At 62.3% G+C, this 17,455-nt stretch carries 24 protein-coding genes; 7 read left to right on the forward strand and 17 right to left on the reverse strand.

What is annotated here, in order from left to right; genetic code table 11:
• The 3 genes from M1617_00235 to M1617_00245 all read left to right on the forward strand — a co-directional run.
• The coding region (locus M1617_00235; GenBank protein MCL5886728.1) for a hypothetical protein at positions 1-188 on the forward strand (188 nt) is incomplete at its 5' end.
• Positions 189-349: 161 nt separating this feature from the next.
• Entirely contained in the window at positions 350-574 is a 225-nt protein-coding gene (locus M1617_00240) for an addiction module protein (GenBank protein ID MCL5886729.1), read from the forward strand.
• The gene (locus tag M1617_00245) at positions 571-867 is read left to right on the forward strand and encodes a type II toxin-antitoxin system RelE/ParE family toxin (protein MCL5886730.1); all 297 of its coding nucleotides are present in this window, start codon (positions 571-573) and stop codon (positions 865-867) included. Before M1617_00240 ends, M1617_00245 begins: the two co-directional genes overlap by 4 nt.
• 90 nt (positions 868-957) lie before the next feature.
• Here the strand turns inward: M1617_00245 and typA are convergent, their stop codons facing one another.
• The 4 genes from typA to M1617_00265 all read right to left on the reverse strand — a co-directional run bounded on the left by typA (position 958) and on the right by M1617_00265 (position 4,346).
• On the reverse strand, positions 958-2,769 hold the full coding sequence (gene typA / locus M1617_00250) for a translational GTPase TypA (GenBank protein ID MCL5886731.1): 1,812 nt from the start codon (positions 2,767-2,769) through the stop codon (positions 958-960).
• A 96-nt stretch (positions 2,770-2,865) separates the two neighbouring features.
• Complete coding sequence (locus M1617_00255) at positions 2,866-3,264, reverse strand: PIN domain nuclease (protein MCL5886732.1); 399 nt, start codon at positions 3,262-3,264, stop codon at positions 2,866-2,868.
• A complete protein-coding gene (locus tag M1617_00260; protein ID MCL5886733.1) occupies positions 3,261-3,455 on the reverse strand; it encodes a type II toxin-antitoxin system VapB family antitoxin in 195 nt (64 codons plus the stop codon). The genes M1617_00255 and M1617_00260 overlap by 4 nt, the downstream gene beginning before the upstream one ends.
• Before the next feature lie 81 nt (positions 3,456-3,536).
• Positions 3,537-4,346 carry a PASTA domain-containing protein gene (locus M1617_00265; GenBank protein ID MCL5886734.1) on the reverse strand — a complete coding sequence of 270 codons (810 nt, stop codon included), beginning with the start codon at positions 4,344-4,346 and terminating at the stop codon, positions 3,537-3,539.
• Between the two features lie 100 nt (positions 4,347-4,446).
• Here M1617_00265 and M1617_00270 point away from each other — a divergent pair, with 100 nt between their 5' ends.
• From M1617_00270 to thiF, 4 genes are all read left to right on the forward strand, one after another.
• Entirely contained in the window at positions 4,447-4,752 is a 306-nt protein-coding gene (locus tag M1617_00270; GenBank protein MCL5886735.1) for a MoaD/ThiS family protein, read from the forward strand.
• Positions 4,753-4,853: 101 nt separating this feature from the next.
• On the forward strand, positions 4,854-6,629 hold the full coding sequence (locus tag M1617_00275) for an aldehyde ferredoxin oxidoreductase (GenBank protein ID MCL5886736.1): 1,776 nt from the start codon (positions 4,854-4,856) through the stop codon (positions 6,627-6,629).
• Between the two features lie 27 nt (positions 6,630-6,656).
• Entirely contained in the window at positions 6,657-6,896 is a 240-nt protein-coding gene (locus M1617_00280; protein MCL5886737.1) for a MoaD/ThiS family protein, read from the forward strand.
• Positions 6,897-6,898: 2 nt separating this feature from the next.
• Positions 6,899-7,516 carry a sulfur carrier protein ThiS adenylyltransferase ThiF gene (gene thiF, locus M1617_00285; protein ID MCL5886738.1) on the forward strand — a complete coding sequence of 206 codons (618 nt, stop codon included), beginning with the start codon at positions 6,899-6,901 and terminating at the stop codon, positions 7,514-7,516.
• Between the two features lie 20 nt (positions 7,517-7,536).
• On the opposite strand, the gene M1617_00290 is transcribed toward thiF, so the two are convergent.
• The 13 genes from M1617_00290 to M1617_00350 all read right to left on the reverse strand — a co-directional run bounded on the left by M1617_00290 (position 7,537) and on the right by M1617_00350 (position 17,448).
• Positions 7,537-7,959 carry a DUF2007 domain-containing protein gene (locus tag M1617_00290; GenBank protein ID MCL5886739.1) on the reverse strand — a complete coding sequence of 141 codons (423 nt, stop codon included), beginning with the start codon at positions 7,957-7,959 and terminating at the stop codon, positions 7,537-7,539.
• A complete protein-coding gene (locus M1617_00295; protein MCL5886740.1) occupies positions 7,952-8,722 on the reverse strand; it encodes a class I SAM-dependent methyltransferase in 771 nt (256 codons plus the stop codon). The genes M1617_00290 and M1617_00295 overlap by 8 nt, the downstream gene beginning before the upstream one ends.
• Complete coding sequence (locus M1617_00300) at positions 8,719-9,477, reverse strand: DUF1828 domain-containing protein (GenBank protein ID MCL5886741.1); 759 nt, start codon at positions 9,475-9,477, stop codon at positions 8,719-8,721. Before M1617_00300 ends, M1617_00295 begins: the two co-directional genes overlap by 4 nt.
• An 11-nt stretch (positions 9,478-9,488) precedes the next feature.
• Positions 9,489-9,971: a hypothetical protein gene (locus M1617_00305; GenBank protein MCL5886742.1), complete on the reverse strand. Its 483-nt coding sequence runs from the start codon at positions 9,969-9,971 to the stop codon at positions 9,489-9,491.
• 117 nt (positions 9,972-10,088) lie between these two features.
• Complete coding sequence (locus M1617_00310; GenBank protein ID MCL5886743.1) at positions 10,089-10,532, reverse strand: GatB/YqeY domain-containing protein; 444 nt, start codon at positions 10,530-10,532, stop codon at positions 10,089-10,091.
• Between the two features lie 65 nt (positions 10,533-10,597).
• A complete protein-coding gene (locus M1617_00315; GenBank protein ID MCL5886744.1) occupies positions 10,598-11,521 on the reverse strand; it encodes a hypothetical protein in 924 nt (307 codons plus the stop codon).
• Entirely contained in the window at positions 11,518-12,408 is an 891-nt protein-coding gene (locus tag M1617_00320; GenBank protein MCL5886745.1) for an ABC transporter ATP-binding protein, read from the reverse strand. The genes M1617_00315 and M1617_00320 overlap by 4 nt, the downstream gene beginning before the upstream one ends.
• Positions 12,409-13,156: 748 nt before the next feature.
• Positions 13,157-13,669 (reverse strand): hypothetical protein, encoded by a 513-nt coding sequence (locus M1617_00325; GenBank protein MCL5886746.1) that lies wholly within the window; start codon positions 13,667-13,669, stop codon positions 13,157-13,159.
• 105 nt (positions 13,670-13,774) lie between these two features.
• Positions 13,775-14,839: a M48 family metalloprotease gene (locus tag M1617_00330; GenBank protein ID MCL5886747.1), complete on the reverse strand. Its 1,065-nt coding sequence runs from the start codon at positions 14,837-14,839 to the stop codon at positions 13,775-13,777.
• A gap of 4 nt (positions 14,840-14,843) precedes the next feature.
• Entirely contained in the window at positions 14,844-15,929 is a 1,086-nt protein-coding gene (locus M1617_00335; protein MCL5886748.1) for a 5-(carboxyamino)imidazole ribonucleotide synthase, read from the reverse strand.
• Positions 15,926-16,423: a 5-(carboxyamino)imidazole ribonucleotide mutase gene (gene purE / locus M1617_00340; GenBank protein MCL5886749.1), complete on the reverse strand. Its 498-nt coding sequence runs from the start codon at positions 16,421-16,423 to the stop codon at positions 15,926-15,928. The genes M1617_00335 and purE overlap by 4 nt, the downstream gene beginning before the upstream one ends.
• Positions 16,424-16,438: 15 nt before the next feature.
• Positions 16,439-16,744 carry a transcriptional regulator gene (locus M1617_00345; GenBank protein MCL5886750.1) on the reverse strand — a complete coding sequence of 102 codons (306 nt, stop codon included), beginning with the start codon at positions 16,742-16,744 and terminating at the stop codon, positions 16,439-16,441.
• Positions 16,745-16,875: 131 nt separating this feature from the next.
• Positions 16,876-17,448, reverse strand: a complete 573-nt coding sequence (locus M1617_00350; GenBank protein MCL5886751.1) for a Sua5/YciO/YrdC/YwlC family protein — start codon at positions 17,446-17,448, stop codon at positions 16,876-16,878.
• Positions 17,449-17,455: the final 7 nt, after the last annotated feature.

Below are 17,455 nucleotides of genomic sequence, written 5' to 3' on the forward strand. Positions count from 1 at the left end.
TGGCGTATCTGAGGAGCGGGTCCGACGCACCTGGGTTTGCGCGCGAACTACGGCTGCAGCACCTTGACATGATCGATGAGGCTAGGCTGCTGCGGTACGCGGAGCGATTCGCGAGTCGCAAGGTGACCCGCTTCGCTGCCAACATCGCCGAGCTTGCGCGCATCGAGAGAGAGGAGTTCTCACAGTGAAGGACTACCTGGCCACTGTCATCGAGGCGATGCCCCAACGGACGGCGACCAACACCATGCGAGGTTCCTCGTCCTGACCAGGGATGGCATTTTCCCTTGGCTCCACTCGCTGCCGCGGTGTAGGATTGATGAGTAGTTGTACGAAGATGAGGTGAGTCACCATGACTATCGACGAAATCAAGACTGAGGCTCTCCGTTTAGGTCCCAGCGAGCGAGCGCAACTTGCATCTGATCTGATTGTCAGCCTCGATGAGCTTAGTGAGGCTGAGCTCGAACAGTTGTGGATTGAAGAGGCCATGCGTCGTGATGCTGAGCTCGACGCCGGCACGGCTCGCCTCATTCCGGCTGACGAGGTCTTCTCAGCCGCACGTGCTCGCCTGCGTTGAGTCCAGACGTCAGTTTCCACGAGGACGCCCAAGCTGAGTTCGACGAGGCCGTTGCGTTCTACGCTATGGAGCGTATCTCCTTAGGTGAGGGGTTCGTCTCGGCCGTGCAGCATGCGGTCGAGCATGTTCAGCAATATCCTGAGTCGGCTGTTGCGATACGAGGGCGGGTCCGCAAAATGAGGGTGGAACGATTCCCATATTCAGTGATGTTCTCTGTCGTCGACAGCGTAATTTGCGTGCTGGCCGTAGCCCACGACCGCCGTCGGCCATTCTACTGGAGCCACAGGCGCTAGGAGAGAGGCGCTGGCTATGGCTGACTGGCAGACTGTGCTCGTAGTATGCGGCCACAGACGGAGATCCCTGGCAAAGGACTAATGGGTGGCCTAAGGCGTGCGGCCTGCGCGCTTGCGGTCCTTTTCGCCCAGCAGCCGCTTGCGTAGCCGGATGCTTTGGGGGGTGACCTCCACGAGCTCGTCGTCCTCGATGTACTCGAGCGCCTCTTCCAGCGTGAACGTGACCGGCGGCGCGAGCTGGATGCCCTTGTCGGCACCGGCGGCGCGGATGTTGGTGAGCTGCTTGGCCTTGGCCACGTTGACCACGAGGTCGTTGTCTTTCGAGTGCTCGCCAACGATCATGCCCTCGTAGCACATGTCGCCCGGCGACACGAAGAGCTTCCCGCGCGTCTGCAGCGCGTCGAGCGCGTACGCGACGGCCTTCTCGGTGGTCATCGCGATGAGCGAACCGGCGTTGCGCCCGCCCAGCTCGCCGCGGTACGGCCCGTACTCGTGGAAGCGGTGGAAGAACACGGCCTCGCCGCGCGTTCCGTTGAGGATGCGCGTGCGCAGCCCCATGACGCCGCGGCTGGGGATGCGGAATTCGAGGTGGACCTGCTCGTCGCGCTGGATCATGTCGATCATCTCGCCGCCAGCCGATCCGAAGATCTCGATGACCTTACCCGCATACGCCGACGGCACGTCGACGACCGCCTGCTCGATCGGCTCGAGCGTGACGCCGCCTTCCTTCTTGAGGATCACGCGCGGGCGGCCGACCTGGAACTCGTAGCCTTCGCGGCGCATCGTCTCCATGAGCACCGACAGGTGCAGCACGCCTCGGCCGGCGACTTCGACGCCGTCGCGCTCGGGTGTCTCGGCGATCCGCATCGAGATGTTGGACTCGGCCTCCTTGAAGAGCCTCTCCTTGATCTGCCGAGCGCCCACGATGTCGCCCTCGCGGCCCACCAGCGGGCTGGTGTTCGCTGCGAATACGACGGCCATGGTCGGCTCCTCGATGTGGATCGGGTCGAGCGTGACCGGGTTGTTTCGGCAGGTGAACATATCGCCGATCTCGACGTCTTCGACGCCGACCACAGCGCAGATGTCGCCCGCGTGCACGCTGGCGGCTTCCGCCCGTCCCAGGGCCTCGAAGGTGAAAAGCTGCTTGACCGATGCCTGGTAGCGCGTGCCGTCGTTCTTGATGATCAGGATGCGGTCGCCCAAGCGCAATGTGCCCGAGAACACGCGGCCGATCGCGATCCGGCCCACGTAATCCGAGTAGTCGATCGTGCATACCTGCATCGCGACCGCGCCTTCCTGGTCCACGTCGGGTGCGGGGATGTGCTCGAGGATCGCGTCGAGCAGCGGGGCCATGTCGGCGTTGCCGTCGTCGGGCTCGTGCCGCGCGTAGCCGTTGACCGCGCTCGTGTAGATGATCGGGAAGTCGAGCTGGGCATCATCCGCGCCGAGTTCGACCATGAGATCGAAGACATCGCCGATGACCTCGTGCGGGCGCGAGCCTGGGCGGTCGATCTTGTTGACGACGACCATGGGCTTGAGGCCGTGGCGCAGGGCGTGCCGCAGCACGAAGCGCGTCTGGGGCATGGGGCCCTCGAAGGCGTCAACGATGAGCAGGCAGCCGTCGGCCATCTTGAGGACGCGCTCGACCTCGCCGCCGAAGTCGGCGTGCCCGGGGGTGTCGATGATGTTGATCTTGATGTCGCGCCAGCTAACGGCGATGTTTTTCGCGAGGATGGTGATCCCGCGCTCGCGCTCCTGGTCGTTGGAGTCCAAGACTCGCTCCTGGACTTCCTGGTTGTCTCGGAAGACCTGAGTGGACTGCAGAAGGCGGTCGACCAGTGTCGTCTTGCCGTGGTCGACATGAGCGATGATCGCGATGTTTCGGACGTCGTTGGCGCGCATGGGTACTCCGGATTCGATTGGGGGGATGGCCATGAGAGGTTACACGAGAACGCGGGCGATGGCAAAGCAGGCGCGCTGGGGCTGGGAGCCCTTGCGCTAGCTTGTGCGCACGGGCCTCAACTGCAAGTGTTCAACAAAGGGCACGAAGTCCTGGTCCCGAAAGAGCAACGGGCACCTGTTCTCGATGCAATATGTGGCTATGAAGACATCGATCGTCTTGCGTACGGTGATGCCGTGTTTGCGAAGGGCCCTGTAATTCTCGGCACATTTGATGGCGTTGGCTTCACCGAGCATCTCTACAACAATCAATGAGCTCATCAGATGCTTTGCGGTTTTGTAATCGGCATCGCTGCGAAAACCTTGTAGAACCTCGGCAAGAATCACGTCTCCCAGGGCCACAGGTTCGATTCCGAGAAGTGAATGAAGCGTATCTGTTTCCGGACAGACCACGCCGTTGAAGTAATCGATCCAGACACTGGAGTCGACTACGATCACCGATCGAGCCTCAGCTCATCAAGGTCGCCTTCCCAGGCAAGCTTGCCTCGATGTGCCTTGATGGCGGCCTGATTCTCGAGCCTGACCAGCGTTTTCAAGCCGAGCTCGACGGCCTCCCGCTTGGTCTTGAGCCCGGTGGCCTTTAGCGCTTCAGCCATGAGGGCATCATCGATCACGATGTTGGTTCGCATATCAGCCTCCAATGTGTGTATGCTTGATGCTGATTATACACACGCGAGGCTTTCGTGTCACCTCGAGCCCGGGCGAAACAGCTATCTAGCTACCCCCACGACGATGATGACGGTGCCGTCCGTGCGGATGCGCTCCCCTGCGAAGGGTGTCTGGTCGTTGACGAGTCCGATCCTGTTATCGTCGGCGGGCTGATAAGTGGGTACCGCTCGCAGGCCGGCCGCGCGGATCCGTGCCACCGCCGCCGACTCCGTGAGACCCATGACGTCCGGGGCCGGAATCCTACCTACGGGTCTGGTGCCAAGCGACATCGTGATGGCGACGGTGGAACCGACCGTGAGTGTCGTGCCACCGGACGGACGCTGGCGCATCACGGCATCGGGCGAGAAGCTATCGCTGTAACCTTCGCTGACAGAGACCCTGAAGCCGGCGGTTTCGAGTTGGTTGATGGCTGTCCGCTCGGTCCAGCCCATGACGTTGGGAACACGCCGCTCGTCACCAAACTCCTCCGGAAACAGCGGGGATACTACCGTTGCCGATGCGGCGCTTATTGTCAGGCGCACTAACGAGCCGCGCTCGACCAACGTGCCAGCAGGAGGATCTTGGACAGCAACGTCACCGGGTCGGGCATCGACGGTGGTGTCGGATCGATAGTCGGCTTGGAATCCTAAGATGTTGAGGCGATTGACCGCTGCCGAGCGCCTGATGCCGACGACATCGGGGACAGCGATCAGCTCCTCGGCTTGTGCGACACGGTCGGCAGCTCGCTCCTGCGTCTGCCACCAGCTCCAGAGAAGCCAAAAGACGATCAACAGAACCACCAAGAACAATAGCCCGAACAGCAGGTTGCTCTTCGACCGCCTATCCTCGTTTGCCGTGCTCCGGTCACTCATCGAGTTCCACCAATCACCCCCGGTGCGTATGTCCGCACCATCACTGGCTGATATTATAGCAATCATCGGCCGAAAACGCTTTCGAAAGGTTAATCCCAGGATGGCGACTTCAGACCCTGTCACAGTGCGACTGTTCGGTATCTTGCGGGAGCAGGCCATCCAACATGATGGGCTCACGACGCTGGCCCTGGATGTCGGGGCCTCGGGCATTACGGCCCTGCAGATCGCGAACTCGCTCGGGCTCGACACCGACCTTATCGAGGGCGTATTCGTGAACCACACCGTGTACGGCCTGGATCACACTGTGCTGCCGGGTGACCGGGTCGCGTTCGTCCCTGTCGGCACGCCGGGTCCGCACCGCTTCACGCTCGGACTGTATTCTGCGGGTAAATCGCGCGATTCTTGATACTATGCAGTCGCTTTGGGAATATATGCGTAGGCGAATCATGTTGCCTTGGACGCCGTTGTTGTCGCTCGACTCGAGCGTGTTTCCTAAAGGAGGTTGGAATGCAGAAAGTTCTTCGCGTGAACATGTCTGATCTATCCATCACCACGGAGGCGCTACCCGAACAGTGGGCGCGTTACGGGGGCCGGGCTCTGACCTCGGCGATCGTCTTCAAAGAGGTACCTCCCACCGCCGATCCGCTCGGTCCCGACAACGTGCTCGTCTTCGCGCCGGGCGTTCTCGGGGGGACGACCGCGCCCAACGGCGGGCGCATGTCGGTCGGAGCGAAAAGCCCGCTCACGGGCGGCATCAAGGAATCGAACTCCGGCGGCCAAGCCGCGCATGCGATGGGCCGCATCGGCATCTCGGCGCTGGTGATCACGGGCAAGCCCGCCGACCCATCCGCGCTCTACATGCTCACGATCGACGCCGACGGCTCGGCTGCACTCAGCCGCGTTGACGAGTGGAAGGGTCTCGACAACTACGCCACCACCGACGCCATCAAACCGCTACGCCCCGCAGATGACCGCTACTCGACGATCACCAACGGCCCCGCCGGCGAAGCTGGCATGAAGAGCGCGGGCATCGCGTTCTCCGACATGAAGGGTCTACCCAACCGGTTCGCCGGCCGCGGCGGTCTGGGCGCGGTCATGGGCAGCAAGGGCCTCAAGGCGATCGTGATCTCCGACAAGGGTCTCGCCAACAATCCGCACGCGGACAAAGAGGCTTTCAACGCCGCGATGCGCCGCTTCGCTAATGCGCTGCGGGAGCACCCGGTCTCCGGCCAGGGGCTACCGACGTACGGTACCAACGTGCTCACCAACATACTTTCCGAGGCAGGCGGCCTGCCCACGCGCAACTTCTCGACAGGTTCGTTCGAGGGCGCCGAGGCGACCTCCGGCGAGCGTCAGCGTGAGATCACGCTCGAACGCGGCGGTGACGTCAAGCACGGCTGCCACACCGGTTGCGTGATCCAGTGCTCGCGTTACTGGGTCGACAAGGCTGGCAACTACAAGACCAAGGGGCCGGAGTACGAGACCGTGTGGTCCTTCGGCGCTGACTGTGGGATCGACGACCTCGATGCGATCGCCGAGCTCGACCGCATCTGTGGCGACTTCGGTATCGACACGATCGAGACCGGCGCGACCATGGCGGTCTACATGGACTCCGGGCAGCTCGCCTTCGGCGATTCGGAAGGCGCGATCAAGGCGCTGCGCAGCATCTTCGAGCCCGGCTCGCCCACACGCGTGATCGGCGATGGCGCCGAGGCGACGGGCAAGGCGTTCGGGGCCAAGCGGATTCCCGTGGTCAAGGGCCAGGCGCTGCCCGCGTACGACCCGCGCACTGTCATGGGCATCGGCGTGACGTACGCGACCTCGACGATGGGCGCCGACCACACCGCCGGATACGCGGTGGCGACGAACATCCTGAAGGTCGGCGGCGACGTCGATCCCTTGAAGCCCGAAGGCCAGGTCGAGCTTTCGCGCAACCTGCAGATTGCAACGGCGATGCTCGACTCGCTGGGGCTTTGCATCTTCGTGGCGTTCCCGGTCCTCGATATCCCCGAGGCCTTCACCGCGATCCACGAGATGACCCAGGCGCACACGGGCGAGACATGGGGCGTCGACGAGCTCATGCAGCTCGGCAAGGAGACGCTCGCCCTCGAGCGCATCTTCAACGAGCGCGCCGGATTCGCCCCTGCCGACGACCGTCTGCCGGAGTTCTTCCACACCGACAAGCTGCCGCCGCACAACATCGTCTTCCAGGTCACGGACGCGGAGATCGACTCGCTCTACGATTTCGTGCCCGAGACGGCGAAGTCCATGGGAATCGCATAGCCCGGCTGCGGTGAAAGGTCTCGCGAGATGAAGGTGGATATCGCGCTGTTCGCGTCGCTTTCGGAGCTGCATCTGCCCGAGGTTCCGGGTGGACGCACGCGCACCTACGAACTCGCCGATGGGACCACAATCGCACAAGTGATAACGATGCTGGGGCTGCCCGATCAGCCCCGCATCATCTTCGTCGATGGCAAACACGCCGAGGAGGACGCCGTCCTTCTCGGCGGCCAGCGCCTCGCTATCTTCCCGCCGGTGGCGGGCGGCTAGCGGTGGTGCCCGCGCCCGAGCCCATACCCGACGACGCGGCCGTACGCGCGCGTCTCGCCGCCTCGCGGGTGGCGATCATCGGCGCCGGAGGGCTTGGCAGCAACATCGCCTCGATGCTGCTGCGCTCGGGCGTGCTCGAGATGACAATCATCGACTTCGACCGGATCGAGGAGTCCAACCTCAACCGCCAGCTCTTCTTCCGCGACCAGCTGGGCGATCTCAAGGTCGAAGCGCTCGCGGTCACCCTGCGCCGCATCGACCCCCGCGTGTCGCTGACGCTCATCCCTGAGGTCCTGACCGCCGAGAACTTCGAGCAGCTCCTAGGCAGGCCCGACGTGATCGTCGAAGCCGTCGACGGCGCCGAGACCAAGGCGCTCATCATCAACGAGTGGTCCAAGCGCCTATCCGACATCCCGCTCGTGGCCGCATCAGGACTTGCCGGTTGTGCTTCGGCGAATTGCATCGTGACCGAACAGCTCGCCGAGAACTGCTGGCTGATCGGCGATCACACCGCCGATGTCCGCCTCGGCCACCCGCTGATGTCCTCGCGGGTCACGGTGGCAGCGGCGCATCAGGCGCACGCTGTGGTCAGGCTGCTGCTGGGACTCAGTCCTGCTTGAGGCCGCACGCGGTCACGCTGTCAGAACAGCAGCAGACCTATGATCGAGCTGGCGAATGCAAACCCGTAATAGATGAGCCACACCACGATCACGATCCTGGTCACGACTGGTACCAGCCGATAGAAAGCGCCGCCCTCGGAGTCCTCGGGCCGATCGTCTGCGGGCAAAGACTGAATTTCGGAGCTTTCGTGGGATTCGAGTCCCGAAAGCAAGGCGCGCGCGTCAGCGGCGTCCTCGCTGCGGACCAGGATCTGCACCGGTCCAGTGACGAGATTCAGGTCCTTTGGCAACGCGCCAATGCCGAACATATCCTGGACGGCCTCGTTGTGGACTGCATGTTCGATGTCCGCGGAGATCAGGATCGACTTGGCGAGCGCGATGGAGACCTTCCACCCTGTCGAGAGGACGACCTCTAACTCTGCCACCCGCCAGTGGTCACCCAACCGAAGCCTCCCCGGCCCGCGCGATATACACTCGCATCGGATACTCGCCCTCGCCCAGAATGAACGGCTCGTAGATACCCAGCAGCGGGAAGTGCTGCACGCTGAAGCCAGCCTGCTCGAAGAGTGCGAGCCACTTCGCCTCCGAGAAGATGCCCAGTCGCTGCACGTCAACGTGCGTCTCGAGCTGGTCTCCTCGGCGGATGAGGTACACGATGGTGGCCTCGTAGGCGTCGGGGGTGTCTCGGAGTACGTGGTTGTTCTCGAAGATGGTGACCGCGACGTCGTCCTTGGCGCCCGTGTACACGAAGTTGTTGTCGCGGAACTCCTCGGCGACCTTCGCGGTGATCAGCAAGACGCCGCCGGGTGTCAGGTGCGCGCGGGCGGTCGCGAGTGCGCGGGCGAGGTCGGCCGGCGTGGCCATGTAGTCGATCGAGTCGGGGATCGCCACGACATCGAAGGTCCTGCCCAGCGCTAAGTCGCGCATATCGCCGAGCAGGTACGTGGCCTCAGGGTTGCGTTCGCGTGCGATATCGAGCATCTCCTGCGCGATGTCGACGCCGGTGATGCGGAAGCGCTGCTTGAAGGTGACGTCGTGTGCACCTGCTCCGCATCCCAGGTGCAGCATCTCGCCGGAGGTGAGCCCGGCGTGCTCCTCGAGCAGCTCCAGATAGAAGCCGACCTCGTCGAGGTACTCCTCGGGCAGCGAGACGAGTCGCTCGAGCCAGGCGAGACTGGTGTATGACGGTCGTGGCTGATCGTTCATGCAACCTCCAGACGTAAAACCCGCTCGGCATTCTCTTTGAAGTCTTCAAGTGATACGAACTGCTTGTCCGCGGCACTGGTTATCCTGGCACGATCCTTCTTGGGTAGCCCGTCGAAATCCTCGTGCACGACATAGCCCTTGAAGGCTAACTGCTGCTTCTGGAACTCCAGCATGGAGATCGTTGCAAGTCTCGCTTTGGTCGCGTCCTTTACTCCGAAAAGGTATATGGGGTGCGGTCGTATATCGAACTCGAAATCGACCTCCAGGTCGTCCCGTTCCGGAATCGGCAGGATCCTCTCGCTCGGGTGAAACTCGCCGAGTGATTCCTCCACGAACTCCGCCAACATCTCGTAGAACAAGCTCTGCACGGTCTCGCGACGATACATGCGCATGTTCGAGACTTTGCCCACCACCTGCGCGAACTGGAGGATTGCGGGATAAAGATGTGTTGGCGACGTCTCCAAGAAGATGTTGCCGTTCTCGAACTGAACACCATTCTCCGCAAGGATGCGCTGGAACAGCCGCTCCTTGTTCGGCGTGTTCAGGTCGTACGAATACGAGAGCCGCATCAACGTCATGCCGTAGTCTGAGACCCTTATGCGAGAAGGGTCCGCGAGCGACTCTTCCAGGAAGATGTCGATCATGTCGCCATCTTCATGATAAAGAGGGGCGACGAGCTGGAGCACGCGTTCATCGCGTGACCGGAAGTCGACCCTGTCATTGAACTGCGCCTTCAGCAGGCTCAGATAGTCCACGATGCCTCCAGCTAGTAAGTCCGGTTTCCAAGCTGCGGGAAGTGACTCTGTGCATCAACGATTCCACACCGGTCCAAGAAATACGTCACCGCATCTTCAAAGGTACCATACTCCTTGGTGATCGCACCGCCAGCCTCGGGCGATCTACCACTCGCGATGTTGATCACAGATGCACGGTGAACATGGAATCCAAAGTGTGGCTTGCTAGCCCCGCCGCGTGGATCTTCCAAGACCTCGCCGTGAGGTCCGTTACACCGGAACAAGGTGATCTCGGTACCCCCGGGCATTCGATGAACCAACCCCACGCTGAAGGAGTCGGGAAACTTCACGTTTTGACGCATGAAGACTCGAAACCGCTCATCGCCGTCGATCGCAGCGCATCTGAAGTCATTGCGCCTGTGCCCATTCTCCTCGGCCATATCTCTGCGCGGCGGGTCGGTGATCGTCTTGCAGCAGTTAATCAGTCGATCAATCTCAGACTCGGTGAGTTCCATGGGCCCCTCTCTCGCCCGACTACTCGATAGTCTGGAGCATACGCACCTGCTCTTGCCAGAATCAAACCGAATCCTTCTCCTGCCTGCCGAGAAAACCGACCCGGCTCAAGCGCCAGCCTACGACAGTCTCGCGCCGACGAGCTTGGCGACCTCGGCCTTGTCGCAGTTGCCGCCGGTGGCCTCGACCACCGCGGCGATCGCACGGCCCATGTCGCGCTTCTCGGCGAATCCGCCTTGCGCTAGCACGCTCGCAACGACCGCCTCCAGCTCGGAGCCGCTGATCTGCGCGGGCAGGTATCCGGAGAGGATGTCGACCCGCTCCTGCAGCGCTTCGGTGCGCGCGGCGTCGGTCCCGGCTTTGATCGAGCCCTCCAGCGTTTCGGAGGTCTGCTTGAGCACCTTCTTGAGCGCTGCGAGTACATCCGCATCGCCCAGGGTCTCGCCGGTGTCCTTCTCGCGTGTGTCGATCTCGTTCTTCACGAGGCGAAGGATCGTCAGGCGCGTCTTGTCGCCTGAGCGCATCGCTCCTTTGATCTCCTCGGCAAGTAAGGTCTTGTCCATGTGAAGCCTCCTTCTGCTATCGGCCAACCGATGCAGCCGGGAGTCAGACCCATATACCGCATCTCTCAGGTGATCTGCTGTCTTCTGGACAAAATTATCATAGAAACGCTGACGAGCAGGATCCACCCGCCCATGACAGCCCAATGGAATAGCGCGTGGAAGTCCTCGAAGGCGGGGTTGGGGAAGACCATGACCGCGGAATACCCCGAATAGACGAAAGCCGCCGCCATCAGTTCGCCGAATGCCGAATGTGGCAACCACCATACCGGCATCGATTGCACTAGGGTGGCTTCAATGTATGGCACGGCAAACCCGCTGATGGCTCCGACCACGGGGCTTCGTAAAGCCAGAGCGATGAAGCCGCCGAGCAACCCGTAAAATGCAAGGCCGATCGAGATCACCAGTATCTGGTGCCACAACGGCGGAACAATGGGGATCCCGGTGATGAGCTCTGGAGTGATGGTCTGTCCGACGATAGCACCCCAGGCCGCCAGGCCACCCACCCACCCGAGCAATGCTCCCGCAACAGCCACAGCAGCACCGGCAAGCACTATAACAACCATCTTGTTGATGACGGTATCAGTCCAGCCGCTATGTACAGCGCGCAATTTGGCCGTGCGCCACACGAACTCGTTGCCCACGATCAGTGCGCCCCAAGCCGCGAACAGGAGAGGAGCCAGCGCCCCGAGGAACGAGAGTGCGTGATTCGGACCAGTCACAGGCTTGACGCCTTTGATCGCCTCTACGAATCCGGGGTTCGATCCTCCCTCCTGCACCATTCGCAGATACTCGTCTTCCCCTAATGAGGCAACAAGATTCACCTCGATGGTAAGAGATTCGGAAATCGCTTTCGTAGCGGTTGAGTAATGTGCATACCCCAACATCAAGATCAGGAGCAGTGAGACCACGATGGTGGCCCGCATCTTCGATATCAAGCGACCCTCGATCATGAGGGGCCCAAGTATGCCAGGCACGTCGCGGCCTTTCATGCTGCACCCCCTATGGTCTCAAGGAAGGCCTCTTTCAGGCTCTTCTTACGCACATACATCTCTTTCAAAGGCGTCTGGGCTCGTTGCAGCTTGAGTGCGGCTTGCTCCAGGTCGGCATCGGATGCACAGACTATCTCTAACAGGCTCCCCTCCTGATCCACTCTTCGGGCATCTGGAAACATGCGCTTGATTGCCTCGACGTCATCCGCCCTCACGAAGATACTCGGCGGAAACTTGCCGATCAGCTCGCCAGGTGGACCCTCGAAGGCTGTGATTCCCTCATGCAGGACGACGACCCTGCTGGCCAGCGATTCTACCAGGTCGAAATCTTGCCCCGTCAACACCACGGTCGCGCCGCCTGACGCCATGCTTCTGATGCCCTGCTCCACCTGACCCCAGGCCACCGGATCCAGGCCATCCGCAGGCTCATCAAGGAACAGATGCGTTGGCTGTCGCAACATCGCCGCAGCCATCGATAACCGGTGCTTCTGCCCATACGAGTAGTGGCCGGCTTTGATCTTCAGCATTGCCGGGTCAAGCTGGAAGCTATCAAGGGTGGCTTTAGCGACACCGTCGAACTTATTGAGTCCCGCCAATGCCCTCAGGTTCTCTTTACCGGTCAGTGTCGGGTACACAGGCGGCTCATCAAACACCACCGATAGTCTGACCCCATCATGACTGACCGTCTTGTGGCCGTTATACGACACGCGGCCCGATGTCGAGCGCATGAGTCCTGTCGCAATCCTGATCCAGGTGGTCTTTCCGGCACCGTTGCGCCCCGCAATGAAAACGATGTCCGAGGGCCTAGCTTCGAAACTAAACCCTCGGAGCACCTCTTTCGACCCGAACCTGATCTTCACGTCCTGGCTGACTAGACTTGTCGACATGGGAGCCTTCCTTATAACTCGATTAATGATTGCAGTCCAGCGTGGCTTCCATCCGCTCTATGGCTTAGGGGAACCACCGAATCGCCGTAGGTGTACTGCTCCAACCATTGACCGTTGTCAAACAACGGCTCACAAGTGTTTGGCCCGCTACTGGACCCCAAGGCGTCGGTATTCCTGAACTGAATGTCACGGAGTTATTGCTTTGAGCGCTACCATTCAGCCCTCCGATGAACCAGTTCCACCGAGCACTTCTCGCACTTACCGAGTAGCCAATAGCGGTCCACGCATCGTTGAAAGCCCCGTGGGGAGCCGAAAACAGCGTCCCTCTGTGATCGATTGTCCAAATTGTATGGGCAGTATGTCTCGCCACGACCATCCTAAGGCGGTTTTGATAAGCCCTCTGGCTTCTGCCATGAATGGTCGTTGGATTCCAGCGTACCTCAGTTGAGCTCCACTCGGAATCGCGTTCACTCCTTGATGGCCCACCATCAGGGTTTCCTCCTCTCGCCCCAGCCGGTACTGCTGGAGTTGCAATGACGGCAACCATCAGCAGAAGACAAATCAATGGAACGAATATCGTATACCTTGCCTGAATCATGGATTCCAGCCCCTCTCGCACACTCCGCCATTCTCCACCGAATGGCCTTCGGCCCCATGTACGACGGTGCCATGATAGCAACCCCCGCAATTACTGTCCACCACTTCCTGAATTCAATGTCATGGATTCCTGATCGGGCCGTTCCCGTTGCTATCCCGAAGCCCCTGCCGCTCCCAGCATCTCCCGCATTCGGCGGATGCGGATGAGCTCGGGATCCTTCGAGTGACTCACTGTCGGCCACGCGAAGAAGAGCGCCCCGAACACGTCCTCGCGCAGGCGCGGGTCCCACACACTTCCCGGCCGATTGTCCGCCGGAAGCACCTTCTCGAGCGCGGAGAGCATGCCGCGCGGGTCCCGCGTGAGCATCATAGCATCGGCGTCCGCGGTCGCGGCCGTCAGCGATGCGGCCCGCTGGTAGCCCGCCAGTATGAACGCCGACGACATCCCCAAGAACAACCTGATGACGCCGTACATGAACACCAGTGGTCCGAGGAACGACTTGAACACGTCTGCACGGAACCTATCATCCACTTCGGGCTCCAGCCCTTCAGCGAACGCATCGCCCGCCTTGCCCGCCCGCGCGGTGGCTGCGAACAACATCGCGATGAGGGTCTTCGTGGTGGCCGACCCGTCGCGCACGCGGGCGACGAGGTGAGCGAACACGGCGCTCAGCTCGTTACGACGGTGCCATGATAGCAACCCCCGCAATTACTGTCCACCACTTCCTGAATTCAATGTCATGGATTCCTGATCGGGCCGTTCCCGTTGCTATCCCGAAGCCCCTGCCGCTCCCAGCATCTCCCGCATTCGGCGGATGCGGATGAGCTCGGGATCCTTCGAGTGACTCACTGTCGGCCACGCGAAGAAGAGCGCCCCGAACACGTCCTCGCGCAGGCGCGGGTCCCACACACTTCCCGGCCGATTGTCCGCCGGAAGCACCTTCTCGAGCGCGGAGAGCATGCCGCGCGGGTCCCGCGTGAGCATCATAGCATCGGCGTCCGCGGTCGCGGCCGTCAGCGATGCGGCCCGCTGGTAGCCCGCCAGTATGAACGCCGACGACATCCCCAAGAACAACCTGATGACGCCGTACATGAACACCAGTGGTCCGAGGAACGACTTGAACACGTCTGCACGGAACCTATCATCCACTTCGGGCTCCAGCCCTTCAGCGAACGCATCGCCCGCCTTGCCCGCCCGCGCGGTGGCTGCGAACAACATCGCGATGAGGGTCTTCGTGGTGGCCGACCCGTCGCGCACGCGGGCGACGAGGTGAGCGAACACGGCGCTCAGCTCGTCGTGGCTGAGTTGCTCGGTGAGCCCCCGCGTCACTCCGATCCACACGGGGCCGGCTCCCTTCGTGATCACGAAGGCGTTGATCGCAGTACACTCTATGATCGCCAGCCGAGGCATGGGGATCCCTGACGCTATGACCGCATCGTGCAGCGCGGATTTCGCTGTGCGCAGCTCGCCTTTCTGGACCGGCCGGGCCATCAGGCAAGGTAGCATCTCCTTGAGCGGACGGCGAGTCGCGGTGATGCACCACACCGCGAATGCAGGCACGCAGGCCAGCCACAAGGTGCCGGTGATGAGCGGGGCGATCGGAAGCTGATAGACGACGAACTCGGCTAGCCAGTAACTCCGTATGAACACCGCGATGAGGAACGCCGAAATGTATGTACCGACGACCACCGCGATTGCGACAAGCGCGCTCGACACAACGACGTACAGCACCATGTAGAGCCGCAGAAGTCTGCGGTTGCGAGTCACTCGGTCCGGGAGAGCCACCGATCTCGCGCTGCCATTCCCGCCTGCAGTGCTGCTGAGTGCGGGCATCGCTTCAGCCCACTCCCTCGAGCGCGCTGAGCGCGGCGACCCCCTGCTCCACCTCTTCGGCGCTGGTCGAGCGGATCGTGATGTGCCCGACCTTTCTGCCGGGACGGGGTGCCTTGCCGTACAGGTGCAGATGCGCACCCGGAACCGCAAGGACCTCCTCGGCAGGTGGGATCGCTCCCACGATGTTGAGCATCGCGCACGTCTCGACCACCGAGGTCTCCCCCAGCGGCAGCCCGGCGATCGCGCGGATGTGGTTCTCGAACTGGCTGGTCTGAGCGCCCTCGATCGTCCAGTGGCCCGAGTTGTGGACCCTGGGCGCGTACTCGTTGGCGACGAGCCCGCCGCACGTGTCGAAGAGCTCCAGCGTCAGGACGCCGACGTAGTCGAGTGCGTCGAGCAGCCGCGAGATCATCTCCCCTGCCGAGGAACTCGCCGGGTCACCCGGGCGCGGGCGCGTGGTGCGCAGGATACCGTCGCGATGCACATTCTCGCATAGCGGGTAGATCGCGGTCTGGCCGTCGCGGCCCCTCGCTGCGATCACCGAGACCTCGCGTGTGAACTCCACGAACGCCTCGAGGATCGCGGGCACGCCGCCGATCGCCTCCCAAGCGGCTGCGGCCTCGTCGTGCGAGCGGATGACCGACTGTCCCTTGCCGTCGTAGCCCAGGCGGCGCGTCTTGAGCACCGCAGGGAGTCCCACGGCGTCGATTGCAGGCGCGAGCCCGTCGACGCTGTCTACCAGCCGGAACTCGGCTGTCGGGATTCCTAGCTCTCGGAAGAGCTCCTTCTCGCGGCGGCGGTCTTGCGAGACGCCCAGCGCTCTGGCGCAAGGCGCGACGCGCACGCGCCCCTGAAGACTCGCCAGGCTGGTCTCGGGGACGTTCTCGAAGTCGAATGTGAGCACGTCGGCGCGGCTGGCCAGCGCGTCCAGCGCCTGCGCGTCGTCGAAGCCGGCGCACAGATGCTCGCCGACGTCACGGGCGCAAGCATCAGGGTCGGGGTCGAGGAACACGAAGCGCACACCTAGGTTGAGGCCCGCAAGCCCCATCATGCGGCCGAGTTGGCCTCCCCCGATGACGCCGACTATCATTCGGCAGGCTGACTCGGGTCTGGATCGGCCAGCACCCGCTCGGTCTGTGCCGCGCGATACTCGGCGAGCGCCTCGGCGATCTCAGGATACTTGCCGCCCAGGATCGCAGCTGAGAGCAGTGCGGCGTTGATCGCGCCCGCCTTGCCTATGGCCAGCGTCGCAACCGGGATGCCGGCGGGCATCTGCACGATTGAAAGCAGCGAGTCGATGCCCCTGAGCGTCTTGGACTTCACGGGCACGCCCAACACCGGGAGCTGCGTTTTGGCCGCGACCATGCCGGGCAGGTGGGCTGCGCCGCCAGCACCGGCGATGATGACTTCGATGCCCCTGCCGCCGGCCTCTTCGGCGTATGCGAACAGCTTGTCAGGAGTGCGATGTGCCGAGACTACCTCGGTCTCATAACCGATGCCGAGCTCATCGAGAGTCTTGGCTGCATGGCGCATCGTGTCCCAGTCGGACTTCGAACCCATGATTATGCCGACAAGGGATGTCATCGCGCTTCTCCTCGCCTAAGAGAACTTGCCGGCCCGAACAACACTGACATCGGACATGAACCAGATGATCGCGTAGTTCTCGAAGTACCTGTCGACCAGGTGCTGGACGACCGCATCGGCCACTTCGGCACCGCAGACGACCTCGATGCGGATGTTGGCGGCGAAGTCGTGGTGTGCGTTGCGCACCCCCCGCTCGCCCTTGCCGCGGGCATCGGTGATTGTGAACCCGTGGACGCCGAGTTGCTCGAGTTCCTTGGTGAGCCGATCCTCTACCAGTGCCTCTGTGACGATCGTGACCAACTTGCGAGTGTGCATCTCCACCTGATCAGCCTCCGTCTAAATGATTTCTAAACAATCTCTTACTTGGACTTACCCGCGACTGTCAGCAGCCACGCAGGCACTTGATCTCACACATTCCATGATACCCAAAACTCGCACCGAGTTCCCGATTTCTATTCGTCGCAATGGCCGCCGCTGGCCGCCCGAGTCAAGCGGTCGATCACAACCTCCCACTCCAGCGATACCGGAGGTGTCTCGACCAAGATGACCTCGCACCCCGACCCATCGAGATCCCGCATCGTCGCGTACAGCAGTCGGCCGTAGCCCTCCGCATCCTCGGGCATGCTCGCCCACTCACCCGCCGAGGCAACCCGCGCATCCTCGGCGACGGTCCGCGCGATCACGCCGACCCTGCGCCCGAGACCCAGCGCCTGCTCGACGCGCGCGGAGAGCTCCTCGGCAGGTACGAGGCACAGCGGCGTCTCGGGCGAGTAGTGCTTGAGGTGCGAGCCCGGCACTTTGACGGCTTCGGTCGGCCCCGCTGCCTCCTCGGCGCTGGCCTGCTCCCCGAGGACCGCCATGATGTCGGCGAGCGTGACCGACCCGACCCGCAGCACGCGCGGCGCGGCGCCCGTCAGGTCGACGATCGTCGACTCCAGCCCCACCGAGCACCAGCCGCCGTCGAGGATGAAGTCCACCTCGTCGCCGAACTCGGCGGCCACATGCCCCGCGCACGTCGGGCTCACCTTGCCG

The organism is Actinomycetota bacterium, from assembly GCA_023488435.1.
GTDB lineage: Bacteria > Actinomycetota > Coriobacteriia > Anaerosomatales > UBA912 > UBA912.